This window comes from Maribacter flavus, assembly GCF_008386635.1.
Lineage (GTDB): Bacteria > Bacteroidota > Bacteroidia > Flavobacteriales > Flavobacteriaceae > Maribacter > Maribacter flavus.
Map to the genome: position 1 here is coordinate 217080 of NZ_VUOE01000003.1, position 25890 is coordinate 242969.

General features: G+C 43.1%; 17 protein-coding genes and 1 tRNA gene. 9 read left to right on the forward strand and 9 right to left on the reverse strand.

All coding sequences use genetic code 11. From position 1 onward, the window contains the following. Position 1 precedes the first annotated feature (1 nt). From ftsA to F0361_RS17125, 8 genes are all read left to right on the forward strand, one after another. The gene (gene ftsA / locus F0361_RS17090; protein WP_138259345.1) at positions 2-1327 is read left to right on the forward strand and encodes a cell division protein FtsA; all 1326 of its coding nucleotides are present in this window, start codon (positions 2-4) and stop codon (positions 1325-1327) included. 40 nt (positions 1328-1367) lie between these two features. Further along, a complete protein-coding gene (ftsZ, locus tag F0361_RS17095) occupies positions 1368-3278 on the forward strand; it encodes a cell division protein FtsZ (protein ID WP_154920637.1) in 1911 nt (636 codons plus the stop codon). An 85-nt stretch (positions 3279-3363) separates the two neighbouring features. Next, the gene (locus F0361_RS17100; RefSeq protein ID WP_154920639.1) at positions 3364-3813 is read left to right on the forward strand and encodes a GatB/YqeY domain-containing protein; all 450 of its coding nucleotides are present in this window, start codon (positions 3364-3366) and stop codon (positions 3811-3813) included. 117 nt (positions 3814-3930) lie between these two features. Continuing rightward, positions 3931-4004 (forward strand) — tRNA-Arg (locus F0361_RS17105). Positions 4005-4378: 374 nt separating this feature from the next. Then, positions 4379-4864 carry a GbsR/MarR family transcriptional regulator gene (locus F0361_RS17110; RefSeq protein ID WP_138259348.1) on the forward strand — a complete coding sequence of 162 codons (486 nt, stop codon included), beginning with the start codon at positions 4379-4381 and terminating at the stop codon, positions 4862-4864. Between the two features lie 20 nt (positions 4865-4884). Beyond that, on the forward strand, positions 4885-6006 hold the full coding sequence (locus F0361_RS17115; protein ID WP_154920641.1) for an efflux RND transporter periplasmic adaptor subunit: 1122 nt from the start codon (positions 4885-4887) through the stop codon (positions 6004-6006). Between the two features lie 29 nt (positions 6007-6035). Then, positions 6036-9173, forward strand: a complete 3138-nt coding sequence (locus F0361_RS17120; RefSeq protein ID WP_154920643.1) for an efflux RND transporter permease subunit — start codon at positions 6036-6038, stop codon at positions 9171-9173. A gap of 15 nt (positions 9174-9188) precedes the next feature. Further along, entirely contained in the window at positions 9189-10592 is a 1404-nt protein-coding gene (locus F0361_RS17125) for a TolC family protein (RefSeq protein ID WP_154920645.1), read from the forward strand. On the opposite strand, the gene F0361_RS17130 is transcribed toward F0361_RS17125, so the two are convergent. Further along, complete coding sequence (locus tag F0361_RS17130) at positions 10589-11572, reverse strand: YpdA family putative bacillithiol disulfide reductase (RefSeq protein WP_154920647.1); 984 nt, start codon at positions 11570-11572, stop codon at positions 10589-10591. The genes F0361_RS17125 and F0361_RS17130 overlap by 4 nt on opposite strands. Before the next feature lie 274 nt (positions 11573-11846). On the opposite strand from F0361_RS17130, the gene F0361_RS17135 reads away from it, so the two are divergent. Continuing rightward, positions 11847-12272 carry a CBS domain-containing protein gene (locus F0361_RS17135; protein WP_246160924.1) on the forward strand — a complete coding sequence of 142 codons (426 nt, stop codon included), beginning with the start codon at positions 11847-11849 and terminating at the stop codon, positions 12270-12272. A gap of 159 nt (positions 12273-12431) precedes the next feature. Here the strand turns inward: F0361_RS17135 and rpe are convergent, their stop codons facing one another. From rpe to F0361_RS17175, 8 genes are all read right to left on the reverse strand, one after another. Further along, the gene (rpe, locus tag F0361_RS17140) at positions 12432-13097 is read right to left on the reverse strand and encodes a ribulose-phosphate 3-epimerase (RefSeq protein WP_154920649.1); all 666 of its coding nucleotides are present in this window, start codon (positions 13095-13097) and stop codon (positions 12432-12434) included. Positions 13098-13164: 67 nt separating this feature from the next. Then, complete coding sequence (locus F0361_RS17145) at positions 13165-14148, reverse strand: tetratricopeptide repeat protein (RefSeq protein WP_154920651.1); 984 nt, start codon at positions 14146-14148, stop codon at positions 13165-13167. Positions 14149-14150: 2 nt separating this feature from the next. Continuing rightward, positions 14151-17273, reverse strand: a complete 3123-nt coding sequence (locus tag F0361_RS17150) for a WD40/YVTN/BNR-like repeat-containing protein (protein WP_246160925.1) — start codon at positions 17271-17273, stop codon at positions 14151-14153. Between the two features lie 70 nt (positions 17274-17343). Further along, positions 17344-19986 carry a c-type cytochrome gene (locus F0361_RS17155; protein WP_246160926.1) on the reverse strand — a complete coding sequence of 881 codons (2643 nt, stop codon included), beginning with the start codon at positions 19984-19986 and terminating at the stop codon, positions 17344-17346. A 159-nt stretch (positions 19987-20145) separates the two neighbouring features. Further along, positions 20146-20358, reverse strand: a complete 213-nt coding sequence (locus F0361_RS17160) for a VF530 family protein (protein ID WP_154920653.1) — start codon at positions 20356-20358, stop codon at positions 20146-20148. Positions 20359-20364: 6 nt separating this feature from the next. Continuing rightward, complete coding sequence (gene pulA, locus F0361_RS17165; protein WP_154920655.1) at positions 20365-22347, reverse strand: type I pullulanase; 1983 nt, start codon at positions 22345-22347, stop codon at positions 20365-20367. A 209-nt stretch (positions 22348-22556) separates the two neighbouring features. Next, positions 22557-23420: a sigma-70 family RNA polymerase sigma factor gene (locus F0361_RS17170; RefSeq protein ID WP_073180565.1), complete on the reverse strand. Its 864-nt coding sequence runs from the start codon at positions 23418-23420 to the stop codon at positions 22557-22559. Positions 23421-23572: 152 nt separating this feature from the next. Next, on the reverse strand, positions 23573-25795 hold the full coding sequence (locus tag F0361_RS17175; protein ID WP_154920657.1) for a polyribonucleotide nucleotidyltransferase: 2223 nt from the start codon (positions 25793-25795) through the stop codon (positions 23573-23575). Between the last annotated feature and the right edge of the window lie 95 nt (positions 25796-25890).

Here is a 25890-nt window from a genome sequence, read left to right on the forward strand (position 1 = left end):
CATGGAACAAGGAAATTATTCGGTAGGATTGGACATAGGGACCACTAAGATCGTGGCCATCATCGGAAAAAAGAATGAGTACGGCAAAATCGAGATTTTGGGAATCGGTAAATCCAAAAGTCTCGGGGTGCACAGGGGCGTTGTTAACAATATCACGCAAACGATAAAATCCATACAGCAGGCCGTGGAACAGGCCGAAACCAATTCCGGACTAAAAATAGGTTCCGTTGTGGTAGGGATTGCCGGTCAGCACATTAGAAGCCTGCAGCACAGTGACTATATTACCAGAAAGGATTCAGAGGAAGTTATCAATGAGGACGATTTGGATTCCTTGGTCAATCAGGTCTATAAACTGATTATGCTCCCCGGGGAAGAAATCATTCATGTATTGCCACAGGAGTATAAGGTGGATGGCCAGGCCGAAATAAAAGAGCCTATCGGAATGTACGGGGGCAGGCTGGAGGCCAATTTCCATGTTGTGGTGGGCCAGGTTTCCTCTATCAAGAACGTAGGCCGTTGTATCAAAAGTGCCGGATTGGACTTGGGGAACATTACCCTGGAGCCACTGGCATCTGCCGATGCCGTGTTGAGCATGGAAGAGAAGGAAGCGGGAGTAGCTTTGATCGATATAGGGGGCGGAACTACAGATCTGGCCATTTTTAAAGATGGTATTATCCGTCATACGGCCGTAATTCCTTTTGGTGGCGGCGTTATAACCGAGGATATTAAGGAAGGCTGCTCCATCATAGAAAAACAGGCCGAAAGTCTTAAGGTACGTTTTGGTTCCGCTTGGCCCGGGGAGAACAAGGACAATGAAATCGTATCCATACAAGGTTTGAGGGGCCGTGAACCTAAGGAAATCACCTTAAAGAACCTTTCCAAAATCATACATGCCAGAGTGGTCGAAATTATAGAGCAGGTATATGTAGAGATCAAGAACTATGGACATGACGAACAAAAGAAGAAATTGATTGCGGGCATCGTACTCACTGGAGGTGGAAGTCAATTGAAGCACTTAAAGCAGTTGGTGGAATATATTACGGGAATGGATACCCGTATAGGCTACCCCAACGAGCATTTGGCAGGGGATTCAGACGAGGAAGTGGCCAGTCCACTTTACGCCACGGCCGTAGGTTTGTTAATGAACGCCATTAGGAAGGAAGAAAGGAAGTCGGCCATCAATAAAAATAAGATCAAGAAGGAGGAGGAACCTGTCATGGCCGGTTTTGAAGAAGAGGTTAAGGTGAATCAACCTATGAAGGAGCGGAAATCCGTTTTTGACCGATGGTCCGAAAAGTTGAAGGATTTTTTGGATAACGCCGAATAAGAACTAGAATAAGCGCATAATAACCAGTAATAATAATAGTATGAGTAATCACAACGAATTTGATAGTATCTCTTTTGATCTTCCAAAAAATCAAAGCAATGTCATAAAGGTCATTGGAGTGGGTGGCGGGGGCAGTAATGCCATAAACCACATGTTCCAGGCCGGTATCAACGGGGTAGATTTCGTCATCTGCAATACGGATGCACAGGCCTTGGACAATAGTCCGGTACCCAACAAGATTCAATTGGGGGTATCACTGACGGAGGGATTGGGAGCTGGTGCCAATCCGGAAATCGGTGAGCAGGCCGCTATGGAGAGCATGGAAGATATCAAAGGAATGCTGGACCGTACGACAAAAATGATTTTCATTACCGCTGGTATGGGCGGGGGAACAGGAACTGGTGCTGCTCCCGTAATTGCCAAGTTTGCCAAGGAAATGGATATACTAACGGTGGGTATTGTTACCATGCCGTTCCAGTTTGAAGGTAAAATGCGTTGTGATCAAGCCCATCAGGGTATAGAAAAGTTGCGGAAGAATGTAGATTCCTTGATTGTTATCAACAATAATAAATTACGGGAAGTCTATGGAAATCTTGGGTTTAAGGCCGGTTTTTCAAAGGCCGATGAGGTTTTGGCAACCGCCGCTAGGGGAATTGCGGAGGTGATAACACATCATTATACACAAAACATCGACTTGCGCGATGCCAAGACCGTTCTTTCCAATAGCGGAACAGCAATCATGGGTTCAGCCATAGCTTCAGGTTCCTCAAGGGCGAACGAGGCCATTATGAAGGCATTGGATTCCCCATTATTGAACGATAACAAGATTACCGGTGCCAAGAACGTATTGTTGCTTATTGTTTCCGGGGCGCAGGAAATTACGATTGACGAAATTGGGGAAATTAACGATCACATTCAAATTGAAGCGGGTTATGGTGCCAATATCATTATGGGTGTTGGTGAGGACGAGTCCTTGGGCGAATCTATCGCGGTTACCGTTATCGCCACGGGATTTAACGTGGAACAACAGGATGATATCGTAAACACCGAGTCAAAAAAAATCATCCATACATTGGAGGACAACCAAAAGGCGGAAGCTGAACTCTTAACTACAAAACGTACTGTCCATACCTTGGAAGTTGAAGAGGAAGAGGAGGTGATTGAAAAACCCCAGGAGCGCTATCAGTTTTTGGATTCGGGCGATTTTGACTTGATTCCTACTACCAATTATATCCGGAATTTTAACGTCTTCTATGACGAGGTAATTGCCGAATCTTTGTCCGAGGATGATTTTGTAATTATAGATGCAACGGCCAAAATTAGGGATATCGAAGTGGTAGAGCCTGAAGTTTTAAGGTACGAAAGGGAAGAAGAGGACCAATTTGCCATGAGTTTTGAAATGCCCTTGGAGGATGATGAAAAGGACAATGTTGTAGTCTTTAACTTGGATGATGAAATCAAGGATTTGGACGTAAACGATAGCGTGGAGATAATCCCTGTTTTGGAGTACAATAAAAAAGGAGAGACTCGATACAGTTTGGACGATTATATGGAATTGGAGAATAGGTTAACCGGGGCCAAATCCAAAGCAGAGGAATTTGAGCCCAAAATTATAGAGGACGAACTGGTTTTTGAAAAAAGAACGGTTGCCCCAAAGGAACATAATAGGGATGAAACCTCTATAGATCCCATGGAGACCCCAATTGAGGAATTGCTTAGACAGCGTGCGGACGAACGAAGGAGAAAGTTAAAGGATTTCAATTACAAGTTCAAAAACAGCTTGAGCAATATTGATGAAATTGAGAAAGAGCCTGCCTATAAGAGGCAGGGCGTTAATTTGAACGAAAACCCTAGGGAAAAAAAAATTTCAAGAACGACCTTAAGTGACGATAGTAACGATGAGATTCAATTGCGGTCCAATAATTCGTTCTTGCACGATAATGTAGATTAGTGTTATTTCGATATCTATTTGAACCCGAAAACAAATTTTGTTTTCGGGTTTATTATTTATCTTTGCAATCCAAAAACCACAAACGATGAGTTTACAGGCAAAAGTAATGGAGCAAATGAAGGTCGCGATGAAGGCCAAGGACACGGTGGCCTTGGAGTCTTTAAGGGCCATCAAATCCGCTCTTTTGTTGGAAAGTACCAGCGGCTCAGGAAAGGAATTAAGCGAAGAGGATGAAATAAAGTTGCTGCAGAAATTGGTTAAGCAACGGAAGGACAGTGCCGCTATTTTTGTGGAACAAGGAAGACAGGATTTGGCGGAACCGGAGTTGGCCCAGGCTGCCGTAATCGTGCAGTTCTTGCCAGAACAGCTTACTGAGGAAGAAATTGAAAAAGTTGTGGTCCAGACCATTGATGCCACAGGTGCTTCTGGCATGAAGGACATGGGCAAGGTAATGGGAATCGTGTCCAAGGAGTTGGCCGGTCAGGCGGATGGTAAGACCATATCAGCCATCGTAAAACAAATATTAAGCTCTTAGTTCATAATATAATGACCAAGTGGCGCTCCCGACAGCTATCGGGAGAATTCAGCATCGGATTTGTGAATTGAATATTGTAACGGTAAATTTGAGTTTTTCACTCATATTATTAAATAAGGCCGCGTGGCGCAACTGAATAGCGCATCAGATTTCGGCTCTGAGGGTTGGGGGTTTGAATCCCTCCGCGGTCACGAATAAATAGTTCAAAAGGAAAAAACGCCAAGCTTGCTTGAGCGTTTTTTTTGTTTGGACTATTTTCAAAGCGGAGCTTTGAGGGAAAGGCGCAGCCAATCCCGATATGGTTCTTCATTTTGATTTTATTCCGCTTGAGCGTTTTTTTGTTTGGACTATTTTCAAAGCGGAGCTTTGTTGGAAAGGCGCAACCAATCCCTCCGCGGTCACTAATTAAATCCAGATTCATTTAAATGAATCTGGATTTTTTGTTGGTATTCCACAAATATCATTCAATTCTCTCGATTCTAATTTTAAAAAATTAACGAAATTTTATTATAGTTAGTTCGGAACAAAACGAACTGTAAAGTAGCTTTGTTACAGAATTTGTACTATGGGGCTATGCTCAGAACATAAACGAATGTTGATAGAGGAATTGGGGCTTTATTTTGAAAGGCGCCACAATTTGCCACCATTGGCCGCCCGAATCTATGCGATAATGGTTTTATCCTCTCAAGAGGGCTTTTCTTTTGAAGAGCTCATGGAGATTACCCAGGCCAGTAAAAGTTCTGTTTCCACAAATTTAAATCTCCTGTTGCAATTAAAGTACTTGGAATACTATACACGGCCCGGTAAGCGGAAAAGATATTTTAGGAGTTCTGGTAGTTTTTTGCAAAACATGCTAAAAGAGCGGTTTGAAACGATAATTTCTGATCTAGAACTTACCCAAAAAGTAAATAAGTTCAATCAGGAGAACAATCCTGAAAATTATAGAAAAAAGGGGTATATCGGAAATATATTCCACGACTTCCTAGAGCAGGAAAAATTGAATATTGAACAGACCTTACAACGAATAAGGGATTTCAAAGAACAAAATTAAAAACTATTTAGTTATTCAAAATGAAGAAAATCTACACGCTCCTATTTGTAATTTCGACTCTGATCTTAATTTCCTGTGGAGGTAAAACCAATGAAAATTCGGGTAATCAATCCGCAGCCCCTTCATTTCAGGTAATAGAAATACCCACCAAGGATGTCACTTCTTTTACTACCTATCCGGCAAGTATTGAGGGCATTGTTAATAGTGAGGTTAGGGCCAAAATCTCAGGTTATATTACGGATGTTTTGGTGGATGAGGGGGAACAGGTAAAAAAAGGAGAGACCCTTTTTAAATTGGAAACCCAATCCCTAAGTCAGGATGCCGCTGCTGCTTTGGCAAACGTCAATGCCGCTCAAGTGGAAGTGGATAAATTAAAACCTTTGGTTGAAAAGAATATTATCAGCAGTGTGCAGCTGGAAACTGCAAAGGCAAAGTTGCAACAGGCAAAGAGCACGTATAATTCCATCAATGCCAACATCAACTACGGGAGTATTAAAAGTCCAGTTGATGGTTTTGTAGGGTCCATCAGATTTAGAAGAGGAGCTTTGGTCAGTCCAAACAACGATCAGCCTCTTACTATTGTTGCGGATATCAGTAAAGTGTATGCTTATTTCTCCATGAACGAAAAGGATTATCTGAATTTTATTCAGGATACGAAAGGCAACACCATAAACGAAAAGATACAGAACTTACCCGAAGTTGAATTAATTCTCGCCAATGGAAGGGTATATGATCAAAAAGGGAAAATCGAGACCATAAATTCACAAGTGGACGCCGCTACGGGTGCTATCACCTTTAGGGCCAAATTTGACAACCCTTCAAGGATTTTGACCAATGGTAACAGCGCTAAGATCAGAATACCCAAAAAGTTTGAGAATGTTGTGGTAGTTCCCAAGGAAAGCACTTTTGACAGACAGGGCAGTGTATATGTATACCAGGTCCATTCAGATAGTATGGCCGTATCCAAAAGTATTGCTGTTATTAACGAGGTGGATAATCTCTACATGGTGGAAAGCGGTATCGAAGAAGGTGATAAAATTGTGGGTCTAGGGATTGACAAATTAAGGGGGGATACCAAAATTATTCCAAAATCCGTTGCCTTCGATAGCGTTGCAAAGCCCATTAAAATTTTATTCAGATAATAGTAGAACTTCGGATAACACATTAGAATATGCTAAAAAAGTTTATTGAACGGCCAGTACTTTCAACCGTAATTTCGATTATAATCGTCATCTTGGGATTACTGGGTCTTACGTCACTGCCCATTACCCAATATCCGGATATTGCGCCTCCTACTATTAGCGTGAGTGCCAACTATCCCGGTGCGAATGCCGAGACTATTTTGGAAAGTGTAATTATTCCCTTGGAGGAACAAATTAACGGTGTGGAAGGGATGACCTATCTTACATCCACGGCCACCAATAGCGGTACTGCCACTATTGACGTATTTTTTGACCAAGATGTAAGTCCCGATATCGCGGCGGTAAACGTTCAAAACCGGGTAGCTAGGGCCAATTCACTTCTACCACAGGCCGTTATACAGACAGGTGTTACTACACAAAAACAACAGACCAGTGCGCTGATGTTTATGTCTTTTTATAGTACCAATCCGGATTATGATGAAACCTTTGTGCAGAATTACCTTAAAATAAATGTAATTCCTGAGATTCAGAGGGTAAATGGTGTTGGTAATGTCAATGTATTTGGCTCCAAGGATTATGCCATGCGAATTTGGTTGCAGCCCGAAAAATTAGCGGCCTATGGATTAATACCTTCGGATGTGGTAGCCGTCTTGAACGAACAGAGTTTAGAAGCTGCAGCAGGCTCCCTAGGTGAAAACGACGGAGAGGCCTTTAGCTATGTAATAAAATATGGAGGAAGGTTTAAAACGCAGGAACAGTACAGTAATATTGTGGTAAAGGCTTTGGATAATGGACGTTTTCTGAGGCTTGAAGATATTGCCGAAATAGAATTAGGTGCCCAATCGTATGCGGCAAGCTCTATGACGTCAGGCTATCCGGCAGTAAATATGGGAATCTATCAAACCAAAGGATCTAATGCCAGGGAAATAATTCTTGAAATTGAAAATAGGCTAGAACTAATTAAGGAAGACCTCCCGGCTGGTATCAACATTTTTGTACCGTATAACACCAACAATTTCTTGAACGCTTCTATAAAAAAGGTGGCCAGTACCTTGGTAGAGGCCTTTTTGTTGGTATTCCTCGTCGTTTTTATTTTTCTACAGGACTTTAGGTCTACCCTCATTCCTGCCATAGCCGTTCCTGTTTCCATAATTGGAACATTTTTCTTCTTGAATCTTTTTGGTTATTCCATCAACTTGTTGACTTTGTTTGCCTTGGTATTGGCAATTGGTATTGTGGTGGATGACGCCATTGTTGTTGTGGAAGCAGTACACGCCAAATTGGATAAGGGAGCCAAGGATGCCAAGCAGGCAACAATAACGGCTATGAACGAAATATCGGGAGCGATTATATCCATCACTCTGGTCATGGCGGCCGTATTTATACCAGTAACGTTTGTTACGGGACCTACAGGGGTATTTTATGAGCAATTTGGTGTAACCTTGATTGTGGCTATCATTATTTCTGCAATTAATGCGCTTACCTTGAGCCCGGCACTTTGTGCATTGTTCTTAAAGCCGCATACGGAGAAGGATGAAGGAAAAAAGAAAAATTTTAAAGAGCGATTCTTCGATGCGTTTAATAGCGCTTTTAGGGCTACTACCCAGAAATATGGCCGTTCCGTTCATTTTCTGTACAAACATAAGTGGGTAACCGTATTTATTCTTGTCCTGGCCTTTGTTGGTATCTGGTGGTCATCAAGTATGGTCAGGACTGGTTTTGTTCCCGATGAAGATCGTGGTATCGTATTTATGAACATTGAGCTTCCCCCGGGTTCCTCCATTGACAGAACCCATGAGGTCAACGAAGAGTTGTATTCTAAAATCAAGCAGATACCAGGGGTTTTGGATGGGTCCGTTATTGAGGGGCGTAGCTTTTTGGGTGGTGCAGGCAGTAATTATGGTCTAGGTTTTGTTCGTCTTAAGGATTGGGACGAGCGGGGAGCAGATACCTTGTCTATGGAAGCCATAACGGCAAAAATGTTTGGAGCGGCGGCAACGATTCCTGAAGCCAATATAGTATTCTTTGCCCCTCCAAGTATTCCGGGTTTTGGACGTTCTTCGGGTGTAGAGGTTAATTTATTAGATCGCGCCAGTGGTTCTTTTACGGATTTGGATAAAGTGAACAAGGAATTTATTTCCAGCTTGACCCAAAGGCCGGAGATTCAATATGCACAATCCTCATTTGATACGGGATATCCACAGTATGAGCTGGAAATAAACGTGCCAAGGGCCAAGGAACTTGGGGTATCCATAAGTAGTATTTTTGCTACCCTACAGGGGTATATCGGGAGTATCTTTGCTGCGGATTTTTCCCGTTTTGGTAAACAGTACCGTGTGTATGTTCAGGCGCTTCCAGAGGATAGGGCCGATCGCGACAATCTGGACCAAATGTTCGTAAGAACTTCCGAAGGTGTCATGACCCCCATTACGGAATTTATCAGTTTGGAAAGGGTGTATGGACCACAATCCGTAACACGGTTTAATTTGTTCAACTCCACGAAAATTACGGCCGCCACGAATCCAGGATATAGCTCGGGAGATGCTATAAAGGCCGTGGAAGAAGTGGCCCAATCCTTACCAACAACGTTTTCAATTGCGTATTCTGGCCTGACACGTGAAGAAGTGAATGCTGGAGACCAGACCACGACTATTTTTCTATTGTCACTGGTGTTCGTGTATTTCCTGCTTGCGGCGCAATATGAAAGTTATCTAATACCTTTTTCTGTATTGCTTTCGTTACCCTTAGGTGTTTTTGGGGCCTATTTCACTACACAATTGGCGGGACTGCAAAATAATATATACTTCCAAATCGCCTTAATCATGTTAGTAGGTCTTCTTGCCAAGAACGCGATTTTAATTGTGGAATTTGCCCTGCAGCGAAGAAAGCATGGGTTATCAATCCTAGACGCTGCCGTGGAAGGTGCAGAATCAAGACTACGTCCAATTTTGATGACCTCCTTTGCCTTCATATTGGGATTAATGCCCTTGGCGCTCGCAGGTGGAGTAGGGGCAGAAGGAAATAGGTCTATTGGTACTGGTGCCGTAGGAGGTTTGTTCATTGGTACCGTAGTGGGTGTCTTCGTTATTCCCACCTTGTTCATTTTCTTTCAGTGGTTACAGGAAAAAGTATCCGGAGGGCCAAAATTCGAAACGGTAGAAAAATAGAATAACTAATATAGTATGCGATTGTCAAAATATATAAAAATTGGTTGTACGGTACTTTTGCCAATAATCTTGGTTTCATGCTTTTCTGCCAAAACGTATGAAAGACCAAAGGATGTGGTATCGGAGTCACAATATTTTAGAACGGATTCCCTACAGAGGGATAGTGTTTCCCTGGCAACAATTTCATGGAAGGAATTGTTTACAGACCCATATCTTCAAGGTTATATAGAAGAAGGTCTTCAAAATAATATTGACATTAGAAAGGCCATTCAACGCATTTTGATTTCTGAAGCTTATCTGAAACAGGGAAAGGCCGGCTATTTTCCTACCCTGAATCTCAACCCAAAATATACCCATACGGAGATTTCCGGGAATAGTCAGTTTGGAGGTCTTTTTAGTAGGTTGGATCAATACGAGGTAAGTGGTGGACTGTCTTGGGAGGCAGATATTTGGGGTAAAATCAGAAGTAATAAAAGGGCTTTCGAGGCGAGTTACCTACAATCAGTCGCCGCCCATAAAGCAGTAAAAAGTACCTTGGTGGGAAATATAGCTTCTCTCTATTATCAACTATTGTCTTTGGACGAGCAAATCCAGATTACGAAATTGACCATAGAAACCCGTTCCAGCGGATTGGAGACCACCAAAGCATTAAAAGAGTCGGGAAATGTTACGGAGGTCGCCGTAAAACAAACGGAGGCCCAATTGTATACGGCCCAAGCCTTGTTGATCGACTTGGAAAATTCAGTAAAGCTTTTGGAAAATTCCATGTCCTTGATTTTGGGTGATGAACCAAAGGAAATTGTAAGAAGTACCTTGGAAGAGCAAAAAATAAATACACCACTGAGTATTGGGGTACCCACCCAACTCTTGGCAAACCGGCCCGATGTTATATCCGCCGAGTATGGCCTGGTAAATGCTTTTGAACTAACCAATGTAGCCCGAAGTAATTTTTATCCATCCATTACCCTAACCGCCAATGGAGGACTTCAAAGTTTGGATTTTAATACATTGTTTGATACTAATTCCTTATTTGCATCCGTAGTAGGGGGTCTTACACAGCCATTGTTCAATGGTAGGAGAATACGAACACAATATGAAGTAAGTCAGGCCCAACAAGAACAGTCTATGTTGGATTTTAAATTTGCCTTGCTGAACGCCTCTAAGGAAGTATCCGATGCACTTTATTCCTACCATGCGGCCATGAAAAAAATTGAAGTGAAGAAAAAGGAATATGAAGCTTATACAATGGCTCGGGAATATTCCCAAGAACTATTGGATAATGGTTTGGCTAATTATCTGGAAGTATTGAACGCAAGACAAAATGCGCTGAATACAAATTTGGACCTTATCTCTACCAAAAACAATAAGTTACAAGCCGTGGTAAACTTATACCTTGCTTTGGGTGGAGGCTGGAATTAAGGATGTCTTTTTTGGTTTTTGTCCAGAATATGCGCAACAATCATTTTTGCATGGATCCTTGAATTTTCTATAAACCATTTGTGGGTTTCCATACCGCCACAGATTACCCCTGCCAAATAAAGATTTTCTACATTGGTTTCCATGGTTTCCGGGTCGTATTCCGGTAATCGCTTTTCATCTTTGGTAATATGTATACCCAGCATTTCCAAGAACTGAAAATTGGGCTTATAGCCTGTAAGGGCCAGTACAAAATCATTGGGAATCGTTTTGGTCTCTCCCTTTTCATTTGTAATTTCCAAGGTATCTTCGTGAATGGCCTTTACAGTGCTATTGTAGAAGGCGGTAATTCTGCCTTCCTCAATTCTGTTGATGATATCCGGCCGTACCCAATACTTTACGCGCTGACCGACTTCCGTACCCCTAATAATCAACGTAACTTCCGCACCCTTTCTCCAACATTCCAGGGCCGCATCGATGGCACTGTTGCTGGCGCCTACGACCGCTACTTTTTGACCGGCATAATAATGGGGATTATCGTAGTAATGGGATACTTTTGGCAAATCCTCCCCAGGTACGTTCAGTAGGTTGGGAATATCATAAAAACCCGTGGCTACGATAACGTGATTTGCTTGGTACTGTCCCTTGCTTGTCCTTACATGAAAAATATCGTTAGCCTTTTGAACTTCCAACACTTTCTCAAAAAGCTGTATATTCAGTTTGTTGGATGTCACAATCCTTCGGTAATACTCCAGGGCTTCGTCTCGCTTCGGTTTGGCCTCTTTGCTGATAAATGGGATGTCGTCTATTTCCAATCGCTCCGAAGAGGAAAAGAACTGCATGTTCGCCGGATAATTGAACAAGGAATTCACAATGGGCCCTTTTTCCAGTATAACATAGGAAAGTCCTTTCTTTTGTGCTTCCAGTCCACAGGCGATACCAATTGGCCCTCCTCCTATAATCGCAATATCCAATAATCCCATTGACTATATTTTATTGGCACCTCAAAAGGGTTAATACCCCGAGGTTTGCCTCGAAATTAAAAGTTCGTTTCCAAAGAATACCTCGTGGGCTTGCCCAGAGGTAATTTACTCAATCAGACTTCGAAATACCGTTTTGCAAAACTAGCCATTTTAGTTAGAAATAATGGCTGAAAATAAATTGAAAAAGGGACGCAATTTATTATTGTATATGATTTATATCATGCTTTAGGCCCTTTGTTTAACCGAACTTTAAATATCATTAAAAATCATAGTTATGAGTCTAAGACATAGAGTACCCGTATCCACCATTATGACAAAAAAGATTATCACCTTAAACAGTAACGATCAATTGGAAACTGCGGAACGCCTTTTTAAGGAGAACCATATTCGCCATATTCCCGTTGTGGAAGGTGATGCCATAATTGGAATGTTGAGCTTGACGGATTTGCTTCGAATCAGTTTTGCCGATGGCGCCTACGAAGAGGATTCCGATGTGGAAACCATTGTCTATAATATGTTCACCATCTCACAAGTGATGGCCAAAAACCTGAAGAGTATTTCCTCAAATACAACGATCAAAGAAGTAGCCGAAATTTTGGCAAATAGGGAATTTCACGCCCTTCCGGTCGTTGATGGCGAAAAATTGGTAGGGATTGTTACCACTACCGATTTGATAAAATACCTTTTGGAGCAGTATTAGTTTTAGGTTATGCATAGGGTGGTCAGAATCCTTGTGATCCGTTGGCCACCTTTTGCTATTTAATAATTGTAAAGCCGAAGGTTCTCTTTTCCTTAAGCTTCATCTGAAATCAAAAACCAAGACTATAATGAATGCCTCAAGTAGTACGTCTGGGGTAGTTTAAATTCCATCCGCGACCGATTTAAGCTCCGAAATGGTCTGCAACGGGTTTTCACTTTTGAAGACAAAGCTGCCGGCTACCAATACATCCGCACCGGCGTCGATCAACTTTCTAGCATTTTCCGTGGATACGCCGCCATCTATTTCAATAAGGGCCGAAGCATTTTTTCGCTGGATAAGCTCCTTTAGGGTCTTGATTTTTTCGTAGGTGTTTTCAATGAAGGACTGGCCACCAAAACCCGGGTTCACGCTCATGATCAATACCAAATCAATATCACTGATAATGTCCTCCAACAGATTGATATTGGTATGCGGATTTAAGGCAACCCCAGCTTTCATCCCCGCTGCCTTGATAGCCTGTATGGTTCTATGCAAATGGCTACAAGCTTCGTAATGAACCGTTATAATAGCAGCACCAAGTTCAGCAAAGGTGCCAATATATCTGTCCGGATCAACGATCATCAAATGTACGTCCAAGGGTTTGGTGGTATGTTTTTGAATAGCCTTGATAACGGGCATTCCGTAGGAAATGTTGGGGACAAAAACGCCGTCCATAACATCGATATGGTGCCAATCTGCAACACTGTTGTTCACCATTTCAACATCACGTTGTAAATTTCCAAAATCCGCTGCAAGTAGTGATGGGGCTATTTTTGTTTTTTGCATTTTATATCTGCTAAATGATTATGCAAAAATAGTGATTTGAGTTTTGCATAACCCATTGTGATTCGCTTTACGGTTTCATCTTGTCAAAGTAATGTATCAGATCACTTTCCGCTGCTATATATCCAAAAGAACTCCATGAAGGGCTATCCACTAAATCCAAAATTAGCTCTTTGGCTTTTTCTTTATCATTGTTATAAAAAAACCAGTTAGAAAGTCCGTAGGCCACGGCATCGTTCGATGGATTTCCAGATTTGGTTAGAAGGAGGGAATCTAGGGGGATCAAACCTTTGTACAGCTTACAAAGTTCGTAATAGCTTTGGTTTTCAATAATTTCCATTTTTTGGGTAATAGGTTCCAGTATTTCATTTGCCAATGTTTCGTTTCCAAGCCTACGCTGAATCATATATAGCCAATGCGTACTTGAAACAATATTGTCATCCAGCTCTCCTGATTTCCTGCAGTTTAGATACGCATCATATGCTTTTTCATAGTCGTGTTCCAGATAATATGCCAAACCCAAGTGATACCAAATATTTCCGTGTAGTGTGCTTACAGGAATGTTCATGGCATTGGGCATTCCATCGGGTTCGATTTCATTGTGCTTTCCTTCAATGAGTTTTGTCGCCAACTCCAAATCTGAGATTGCCTTTTCGAATTCCCGGATAGAGATGTACCGATGTCCGCGATGGCGATAAAAACGGGCGTCCTCAGGGAATTTCTCGATTCCTTTGGAGTATAAATCGATGGCATCTTCATACTTTCCAAGATAGGCGGTCCGCCTCCCGTACCAAATCAGTGCATTGGCGCTATCGGGATTGCTTTCGTATGCTTGCTTCGCCTCTTGGTATTGGGCAATCATTTTTTCGGAAGGTTCAGGTATACTGAATTCCTTGCCCAAGGGCGTTGTGAATCTATGAGGTGTTTGCAAGGCATTGGATACCGTCTCTGGAGTTTCTGTTTTTTCCTTTTTGATTTCTTGGCAACCGGAAAAAACCATCAAAAAACCCAATAGCAAAAATACCTGGCCTACTGTTATTCTGAATTTACTCATGTTCATTCCCCAATTTGAACGGCGTTTTTCCCGGCTTTTTCTAAAATGGCGTTTACCACGGGCAATTGAGAATCCATTACTTTATTCAAATTAGACAAGTGGGTTTCAAGTTCGGCAGAAAGCTCCTCAAAAACTTTATAGGCCCCGTCAGTAGGTTTTGCATCACCGGTCTCAACACTTCTACGTAAGGAGGCCAAACGGTTGTTTAACTTGATCGGAAAATTCAAGGGATCCTGTGGGGACTGGTTCCTTACTTGATATAATTCCTCTTCAATAGCCGTCAACTTATCCAAAAATGGAGCGAGTTTCCGCTTGTAAGTGGAACCCGAAAGGGACCCTTTATGCGCATTCAATTGTTCTCTAACCTTTCGTATTTTAATGACAGCTTTATTGGCGGAACTGGTCTTATTCATAATCTTATTGGCTAGTTCAAATTGTTCTTGAAGATCTGCTTTGGTTATACCCTTTAAATTAGGGTCCATTTCTATGTCGAAAGTATATATTTCTTCATAGTCGCCCGTTTTCATTTTCACCTTGTATGTCCCTAAGGGAGCTTTAGGTCCTCGTTGGGGGCGTCCGCTCCAAATGATCATTCCGTCGAAAACCGTGGCGCCAGGATACCGTAAATCCCATTTGAACGTGTTTAGGCCTTTTGCCGTCGTGGGTTTGGACGATCCACCTCGTTCCCACCAAGGTGCGTCCGGGTCTTTTTCATATTTAGGCTTACTACCCGTAAAAGTGTCAATAATCATATTATTTGCGTCCAATATTTCGAAAGTAATCGTGTCCTGTTCGGATTTGAGATAATATTGGATTGTTGCATCGGAAATGCCACGAATGGCGTTTGTTGGCTTAAAGAGAACGGCATCTTGATCCTTCATTTCAGACGTGTACTGCCGTAAAGGTTGTATATCATCCAAGATCCAAAATCCACGGCCGTGGGTTCCAAGTACAACATCATTGTCCTTAACGACCAAATCCCTTACAGGTGTGTCAGGGAGTTTTAACTGGAGACTTTGCCATAAATCCCCATCGTTGATTGAGAAATAGACACCATGTTCCGTGGCAAGGAACAAAAGGCCTTCCCGAACCGGATCTTCCCGTACCGCCCTTGCAAAATGTCCGTCGGAAATTCCGTTGATAATCTTGGTCCATGTTTTTCCATAATCATGGGTCTTGAAAACATAGGGCTGTCTATCATCGACCTGATATCGGTTTGCCGCGACATACAAGGTGCCTGGGTTGTGTACCGATTCATCTATAATACTGACCCTTGAGAATTTCGGCAGGCCTGCTGGCGTAATATCTTCCCAGTTTTTTCCGCCATCCCTTGTAATATGTATTTTACCATCGTCCGAGCCGGCCCAAATGGTATTGATATCGTGGTTTGAAGGTGCAAGGGCGAATACGGTCGCATATATTTCAGGTCCGTTCATGTCCATCGTTATAACACCTCCGGTTTTACCTAACGTGGACGGGTCGGCATAGGTAAGGTCAGGACTGATTTTTTCCCATGATTGCCCATCGTCCGTGGTTTTCCACACGTGTTGGGAACAGGTGTACATGACATTGGGGTCTTGGGGAGCGAACATAATGGGGAAGGTCCACTGCCAACGTTCCGGAAGGGCACTTGCGGGTTCTCCTGAGAAAAATCTTGGATATACCTGTATATCGCGTATCTGTCCGTTGCTGCGATCGTAGCGGGTCAAAAGGGCACCTTGGCTACCGGCATAAAAAATATCTGGATCGGTAGGATGTTGGGTTATCCATCCGCTTTCCCCGCCACCCACGGCATAATACCACCCATGGTTAGGGCCTCTTGCCTGCATGTGTTCCCAGCCATCGCTGGGCATAGCCAAGGTACTGTTGTCCTGTTGCGCACCTGCTACGTGATAGGGGACATCACTGGTGGCCATAACATGATAAAATTGTGTGGTTACGTAATCTTCTTCTGTCCAGGTCTTTCCCCCGTTGATACTTACGATTCCCCCGCCATCATTGGAAGAAATCATTCGGTTAGGGTCATTTGGGTCGATCCAGAGATCATGGTTGTCCCCGTGTGGCACTTTTATTTCGGTATCGAAGGTTTTTCCGCCATCGGTAGATTTCCAAAAATCGACATTGAGTCCGTATACCGTTTCCTTATCTACCGGGTCGGCATAAATTCTGGAATAATAGAAAGCCCTTTGTCTCAATTTACGCTCGTTGTTGGTAAGTTCCCAAGTCTTACCGCCATCATCGGAACGAAATACTCCACCTTCATTGGCCTCCACTATGGCCCAGACCCTGTTGGAGTCAACTGGTGAAACGGTGACGCCAATTTTACCCAAGGGACCTTTTGGCATACCGGGATTCTTGGAAAGGTCCGTCCAGGTTTCTCCGCCATCGACCGATTTCCACAACTTACAATCCGGTCCACCGCCCCACATTTTCCAAGCTTTTCTGTATACCTGCCAAGTACTTGCATACAGCACATCTGGATTGTTCCTGTCAATGATCAAGTCTACGGCTCCGGCCTTTGGACTTACATAAAGTACCTTGTTCCAAGTGCCCCCCCCATCCGTGCTTTTAAAAACACCTCGTTCCTCATTGTCCCCATACGGATGGCCCAGGGCGGCTACGTATACAATATCCGGATTTGTGGGATGAATACGGATCCTGGAAATGGCCTGGGTTTCCTCAAGTCCCAAATGTTTCCAGGTTTCACCGGCATCCGTAGATTTATAGACCCCATCCCCTTGGGTGATACTTCCCCGTAACTGAACTTCGCCCATGCCAATGTACACGATATCCGGGTTTGTTTCGGCCACGGCCACGGCACCTACGGAAGAACTGGTTATTTGACCATCTGTAACAGGTTTCCATTCATTGCCTCCATCCGTAGTTTTCCATAAGCCACCACCGGTGGCCCCAAAATAATATTCATTGGGTCTGGAAGGGCTTCCAGCGGCACCTAAAGACCTTCCTCCGCGTGAAGGGCCAATATTGCGCCATTCCAGTTTTTCGTAAAACGATGGATCGATGGGAAGCTCCTCCGTTTGTGAAAAACCCAGCGTAAAACATAAAATGAAAATAAAGAGCAACGGAAATTTATACTTCAGATTCATTAGTGTGTTGGTTTTCATTTTTGGTATAGTTTTAAATTATGTGAGTAGACATTGACTAAGATATTGCTTGAATTTTAAGAAAGGCCACTTAATCCTGACTTTCATTTTCATTATAGGATTCATGGTTTTCATCCCCACCCGATTGTAAATATTTGAACAGGTCCTTAATTTCTTGCGGATTGAGTCGGTTCAACAAACCTCCGGGCATTGGTGAAATGGGCGAAGGTCCGCGTTGGACTACCGTTTCTTTTTTGATAGTTACCGTGTACGTTTCGTTGTAGGGATTGGGCATTAATACAATTTCTTCCTCGTTTTCTGATTGTATCCTACCCGCCAGATTTTTGCCATCCGCCAGCTCCAACAAGGTGTGGGCATACTGATCCGATATTTCATCATTGGGACTGAGAACTGCATGGATGAGGTCATAAGTACCAAATTTCGTATGGGCTTGGGTAAGGTCCGGTCCTGCGGCCCCTCCTTCGCCCCGAATTCTGTGGCATAAAACGCACATGGCCGCTTCAAAGGCTCGCTTTCCTGCTTCAAAATCACCCCCATTCATTTCTTCGTTCCAAACAATATTCTGAATGTCTCCAGCGGTATAGATGCCTCCAGGTCCCTTGGGCTGGGGAACATCCGCTACGGCATCGGTTGGGGAATATTCGCCCGAAATTTCCTTGAAATAGGCCTTTTCTGCTTCGGGTACATGGGACATGGCTCTTTGACGTACGTTTTCCATGTATGCCTTAAAGCTCATACCTCCTTTGCTGTCAAGAACATCATAAAACCATCTAAAATACGTTTCCCGTAAATCCTTTGTCCATCCTTTATCGGCATTGCTCAAAAGCATGCCATAATAAATGGCCTCACTTGGGGGCATTTGTGCTACGACCTCCCTAATGATTTCCCCATATTGTTCGCTCCTGAGGGTGGTTTCCTCGTCCAACAGTTCGATACCATCCGAAACTGTTTTTTCTTCAGTATGTTTAAGTAGTTGTTTGACCAACCCCTCCGTAATCCCATCTGCTTCCAAATAAAGAAGGATTTGACTTAATTCCTTGTTTACGCTGTTGTTGGTATGGGGAAAGTAGCGATTTAGTTTTTTGGCTATGGCATTTACCGTAGAAGCGGCCGGCTTGCCCATTCTGATAAAGGATAGGGAATAGGCACGCAGAAGGGCCAATCGATTTTCTTCGGAAAGAGTTTCCAGGTTAAGCGGTTCCAATTTTTGATAAATCAATTGTTGGTTTTGTGGTTCGTCCGTTCTAGCTAGGGCAATACTTGCATTGATAAGCTTTGTAGCATCGGTTTCTGATGTAAATAGGTCTTTCCAAGCATTGAAATCGGCATGCTCCAGGACCATACGCGAAGCATATCGTATAAAACGATCGTCGTGGTTCAAGTTTTCCCAAGCTAAGGCCACACCTTCCCCGTTGGTGTTTTTTTGAAAGGATTCCAAAGTTTGGCGAAGTTCCCGTAATTGCTTGTTGTCCTCATTGACCGCTACATCTGTTTCGGCCATGACTTCACCCTCATAGGATAAACGATAAAGATGTGAATCCAAGTTACGCCCTCCGGTGGCAAAGTACAGGTTACCGTCAGAACCGGAAATCATATCAGTAAGGGGCAATGGAGTTCCTGAAAAGAACTGCTCCCTTTTGGCTTCATAGCTACTGCCTTTGGGAATTAAATCTATAAAATACACCGTTCCAAAACTCCAATCCATTACCAATAGCCCGTTTTTGTATTTCGTGGGGAAATTTAAGGACGCTGCAGAAAGGACAGCCGTAGGCGAGCCCTGCTCCAAGTTATGTACGGCCGGAAGATTATCCGGGTAGTAAGCAGGCCATTTCCCAGAACCTGTACGCCATCCATATTCACTTCCCGGCACCACGTGGCAAATACGCGTAGGTCTATACCAAGGCATACCAATGTCCCATTCCATATCAGAATCATAGGTAAACAATTCCCCGTCATTATTGAACGCAATATCAAAAGGGTTTCTATAGCCTGCCGAAATCAATTCCCATTCGGTACCATCAGGTTTGAATTTAGCTACCCAACCCCCTGGTGCCTTAATATCGTTGGCATGGCCCCTGGCATCCAAGTAGGTAGGTATCAAGTTGTCCTCGTTCCAGTTGTTGGGCAACCTGCTGTTGTTCTTTATAGTATCCGGAACCAAGGTGTGGTTACCGGCAATGAAGTAAATTTCATTTCCATCAGGGGATAAAACCAAACTGTGCGGCCCGTGCTCCCCGTCGCCCTGCAGTTTCAAGAGCATATTGCTGTGGTCCAAAACCCCGTCGCCATTGGTGTCTTCAATTCTGTAAATACCGCTACCAAAATTGGAATCTTCCTCCCATCTTTTATTTACGGACACATACAAGCTATTGAATGCCCAAAGTAATCCATGAGCTTGTCCAATCTCAATAGCCAACGGAATAATATCCTCTTTGGAAAGTTGCTCCCCGGTTTTAGGAGGGGTAAATGAATAAATTTTACCATATTGGTCACAGGAATAGATAATGCCATTGGGACCTTGGGCCAAAGACACCCAAGAGCCCTGATCATGGGCACTGGGATGATAGATTTCCTCCAACGAGAACCCATCTGGAATATTTAACTTGATTTCGGAATCTTGTGTCGTTGTTTCGTTTTGGGTATCGTCCTTACAAGAAATTAATATCGTGATACTAAGGGCCATCACGATATATCTGAGGAAAAAACTGTTCATGGATGAAAAAGTTGGTTTTACGAATAGGTAAAAGATACAAAACTTGTACTAAAAAATTCAATAGTTATTTTTTTAGACTGCCTGATTTACTATAGATAAATCACCTATAAGTTTGCTAGGTTGGCACCTACCCTAAAAAGGGTTCAAAATTTCCGGTAATTAGTCCAAGCTTTTTAAGTAAAGTGCTTCTACTTTTTTCCGGGCCCAAGGAGTTTTTCTAAGAAAGGTAAGGCTCGATTTTATGGACGGGTCGTTCTTGAAGCAGTTGATATTTATTTCTTTCGATAATTCTTTCCAAGTGTAAATTTGTGTAAGGTGTTCTAGGATATCGACCAATTTTACACCATGTAGCGGGTTGTTTTTTTGTTCCATGAATTCTTAATCTTTATAGGCGACCAATATGGATATGGGAGGAACATCGATGTATTCCTGTATGGTTTTGGAGCCGCTGAAATCAAACATATCCTTATATACTACCAATTTATAGGCTTCTTTCAATGGATACCGAAAAGCTTCTTTTTTGGCATTATAAATGACCAGAATCTCCTTCCAAGAATCATTATTGTAGGAATTCTCCAGAGTATATGAAATAAGGCCATCGGCTACGAATTGAAATTTTAGGTTTTCATTGACCGCCTTGGCATTGGACATGGAGAAGGCTGGATGCGACTTTCGTAAACGAATTAGATTTTGGTAATACGTAAAAACATCTTGGTGTATATTTTTCAAGTTCCAATCGATTTGATTGATACTATCCGGTAGGTTGTAGGAGTTATGTTCGCCTTGTTTGGACCTCAAAAATTCAACACCTGCATGTAAAAACGGGGTGCCCTGCGAAGTCAAAACAATGGCATTGGCCAGTTTGTGCATGGCAATCAATTCCTCTTGACCAGCGGCCGGATTCGAAATTTTTAGTTTATCAAATAAGGTGTGGTTATCGTGGCAGGAGGTGTAGGATATGGATTGCCAAGGGGCTTTTGTCCATGGGGCCTTGGAGTAATTTACACCCTCATAATCGATTTGAGGATGTTGGATGCCGCCCACAATTCCAAACTTTATGGATTCCTCCTTTTTGGTTCCACCATTTACGAAACCGGTGTCCAAATCTTCAAAGACGGAACCCTTTAAACCGTCCCGAATATCATCGCTAAAGGCCGCAATTTGCGGCAGTTTTTGCATGTGTTTTTTTAGGGACCTCTTTTCTTCAGGGAGCGGGGAGTCCTTGGCAGTCCAGCCTTCGCCATATAAGAGGATGTCTGGATTTACTTTTTTTAGGGCCGATGCGATTTCGTTCATGGTCTCAATATCATGGATGCCCATTAAGTCGAACCGAAATCCATCGATATGGTATTCCTTTGTCCAATATAAAAGGGACTCCAACATGAATTTTCGCATCATGGTTCGTTCCGATGCCGTTTCATTCCCACAGGCGGCCGCATCTGAATAGCTGCCATCTTTGTTATGACGGTAATAATAGCCGGGTACTTCCTGATTGAACAGCGATTCTTCCGTCTTGCCCGTGTGGTTGTAAGCAACATCTAGAATCACCCCGATACCGTTTTCATGAAAGGATTTCACCATTTGTTTGAATTCCTTGATTCGCACCGATGCGTCATAAGGGTCGGTCGAATAAGAACCTTCCGGTACATTGTAATTTTTGGGATCGTAGCCCCAATTAAATTGAGGTGTATCCAGTTTTGTTTCGTCAATGGAATAGTGGTCAAAGGAAGGCAATAAATGTACGTGGGTAATGCCAAGTTCCTGTAGATGATCAATACCTGTTTTTATATTCCCCGGCCCCTTGGTGCCCTGTTCCACCAACCCGAGAAATTTTCCTTTTTGTTCCGCTCCCGATTGTGGATGTAGGGTCATGTCCCGTACATGCAGCTCGTAGATTATCGCTTTATTGGGTGCTTCAAGTTTGGGCCCTTTGTCCATTTCCCAGCCTTGAGGGTTGGTAGTTGCCAAATCTAGTACCATGGCCCTGTTACCGTTGACTCCAACCGCTTGGGCATAAATACCTGGGGTTTCGAACAACCATCCCGAATCTGTTTTAACCTGAAAGGTATAATACGTGCCGTTCAGGTTTCCTGTTAGTTTTTTTATCCAAACGCCATTCTCTGAACTTTCCATCAAGTGGCTCTCCTTTATTTGGGAGTCGTTGCCGTTTTCGTAGAGATTGACTTTTACCCCCTTTGCTGTCGGCGCCCATAAAGTAAATTCCGTAGCTTCCTTGGTATACTGTGTCCAAAGGTTTGCATTTTGGGCGGTAGGGTAGGCGTGGTAGTGGGATTTATCAAAACCCTTGCGGCAAGAAGTGGTCAATAACATCAAAATGGTAGGGATAAAAACGTATTTCATTAAGAGAATTCTTTTTAACAAGATAGAAAATATATAGTAGGGTTACACTATTAAGGAAAGTGTCTAAAATGAAAAAACTCCGGTAATCAGCCGGAGTTTATTCATCAATCAAAAAACGAACAGTCATGATAAACTGTTTGTAACCTTAAAATTACAACTTATATGCCAAATTTGCAATTTAACATAAGTTTCACGTGTAATTTTTACGTTTAACCTAGATAGGTCTTTAAAATCTTACTTCTAGAGGTGTGTTTTAACCTACGAATGGCTTTTTCCTTGATTTGTCGTACCCTTTCCCTAGTAAGGTCAAAAGTTTCACCAATTTCCTCCAAGGTCATGGAGTGTTGCCCTGCAAGGCCAAAATAAAGTCTGATAACATCGGCTTCCCTTGGAGTCAAGGTTTCCAATGCGCGTTCAATTTCTGTACGAAGCGACTCATGTAGCAATTCCTTGTCCGGATTTGGGGACTCACCACTACGTAAAACATCGTACAGGTTGGAATCCTCTCCATCAATTAAAGGGGCGTCCATGGATACGTGACGACCAGAGTTCTTCAGGGATTGTTTTACGTCCTCAACGGTCATATCCAATTCCTTGGCAATTTCTTCTGCAGAGGGAACCCGTTCATGCGCTTGCTCCAAGAAGGCAAACGTCTTGTTAATTTTGTTAATAGAACCAATTTTATTCAAAGGCAAACGAACGATACGAGACTGTTCCGCCAATGCCTGTAATATAGATTGACGGATCCACCATACGGCGTAGGAGATAAACTTAAATCCCCGCGTTTCGTCAAAACGCTGTGCAGCTTTGATCAGACCAAGGTTTCCCTCGTTGATCAAATCCGGTAAAGTAAGCCCTTGGTTTTGGTATTGCTTCGCAACCGATACCACGAATCTGAGGTTGGCCTTTGTTAGTTTTTCAAGAGCGATCTGGTCGCCTGCCTTGATGCGTTGTGCCAACTCTACTTCTTCATCAGCGGTAATCAAGTCCACTTTTCCAATTTCTTGCAAGTACTTGTCCAAGGATGCGGTCTCCCTATTGGTGACCTGTTTTGTAATCTTAAGCTGTCTCATTAAAGTAAATTAAGTTCAATTTGCATAGACTGCATATACTTATACGTAGATTTTTCCAGAATGTTACAATTGGGTATAAAAAACTTCAAATAATCGATTAAGTGAATAAAAAAGCCCCAACCATTGGTCGGGGCTCTAAATTTTAAGGATTTTTAATCCCTTCTTGGTTTTCTATCGCGATCGCGGTTTCTGTCGTTTCCACGACGGTCGTCCCTACGATTGTTATCGCGCGGAGGCCTTTCCTTAAAACCTTCAGGTTTTGGCAAAAGAGCCTTACGGGAAACCTTATCCTTTTTAGTTCTTGGATCAATACCGAAGTATTTCACATCAAACACATCGCCCATGTTTACCACATCAGATACATTTTCAGTACGCTCCCATGCCAATTCAGAAACGTGCAACAATACTTCGTTGCCCGGTGCTTCGGTATATTCCACTACGGCACCAAAATCTAACATTTTGATAACCTTTACTTCGTAAACGCTCCCAACTTCCGGCTTGAACATCAAAGAATCGATTTTTGCAATTACTGCGTCGATTCCCGCCTGGTCCGTACCCAGAATTTCCACGATACCTTCTTCGGTAACCGGATCTTCGTTGATAACGATCGTCGTTTTGGTCTCTTTTTGAAGCTCTTGGATTACTTTTCCTCCAGGTCCGATCAAGGCACCTATGTACTCGTTCGGGATGATTCGTGTAACCATTTTAGGTGCATGCGGTTTCACATCCGCTCTTGGTGCCTCAATAGTTTCCACCAATTTTTCCAATATATGTAAACGTCCGTCACGGGCTTGTTTCAAGGCCTTGACCAAGATTTCATAAGAAAGTCCCTTTACTTTGATATCCATCTGACAAGCAGTGATACCATCGGCCGTACCGGTTACTTTAAAGTCCATATCCCCTAGGTGATCCTCATCTCCCAAAATATCGGAAAGCACGGCATATTTACCTGATTCCATATCGGTAATCAATCCCATGGCAATACCTGAAACGGGTTTTTTCAATTGGACACCGGCATCCATTAGTGCCATAGTTCCCGAACAAACTGTTGCCATGGATGAAGAACCGTTGGACTCCAACACTTCGGATACTACCCTTACTGTATATGGACAATCCTCAGGAACCATGCCTTTTAGGGCTCTTTGTGCCAAGTTGCCATGACCGACTTCCCTTCTGGAAGTGCCACGGATCGGTCTAGCCTCTCCCGTTGAAAAAGGAGGGAAATTATAATGTAGGTAAAAACGCTCCTCTCCTTCAAAAGATGGCATGTCTATTTGATTGGAATCCCTAGAAGTACCCAAGGTGACCGTAGCCAATGCCTGTGTCTCTCCCCTGGTGAATATAGCAGAACCATGTGTGGATGGTAAATAATCCACTTCGCACCAAATAGGCCGTATGTCCGTAGTTTTACGACCGTCCAATCGCAGACCTTCGTTCAAAGTAAGGTCTCTTACTGCTGCTTTTTCGGCCTTATAGAAATATTTGGAGATCAATCCACCAAATTCTTCCTGCTCCTCTTCGCTGAAAGAGGCTTTCACCTCCTCTTTGATTGCCTCAAAAGCTGCGCTTCTTTCATGTTTAGCAGAACCGGCTTTCGCTATTTCATACACCTTACTGTAAGTAAGATCGTGTACTTTTTTCGCCAACGATTCATCCTCTGCTTCCGGTTCGTACTCACGGGTTTCTTTTTTTCCGAATGCCTCTGCCAACCGAACCTGGGCCGCACACTGTACCTTTATGGCCTCGTGGGCAAATTTAATGGCCTCGGTCATTTCCTCTTCGGAAATTTCATCCATTTCCCCTTCCACCATCATTACAGAATCGGCAGATGCGCCAATGATCATATCGATATCGGATTCCGCCAATTGAGCTAACGTAGGGTTGATTACGAATTCACCGTTGACCCTTCCTACACGTACTTCTGAAATTGGGCATTCAAAAGGGAAATCAGATAACTGAATAGCAGCAGAAGCTGCCAAACCGGCCATAGCATCCGGCATTACGTTTTCGTCATGGGACATTAACTGAATCATTACTTGAGTTTCGGAATGATAGTCCTTTGGAAACAAGGGTCTCAAAACCCTATCCACCAAACGCATGGTCAAAACTTCTCCATCGCTGGGACGCGCCTCTCTCTTGAAAAATCCGCCAGGGTAACGCCCCGCGGCGGCAAATTTTTCACGGTAATCCACCGTTAGTGGCAAGAAATCCACATCGCTTGCCTTGTAGTTGGAAACAACTGTACATAACAGCATACATTTTCCAGATTGAACAACAACAGAACCATGTGCCTGTTTTGCCAATTTTCCGGTTTCGATAGAAATCTCCCTACCGTCCCCAAGGTCAATGACCTCTCTAAATACTTTTGGAATCATAAAATGTGATTAAAACCCGAATCATTTCAGGTTCGTTAAACAATGGTCTCTCCGACGTTTTGTATGGTCGGGTGTTGTTGTGTTGTTGTGTGGAC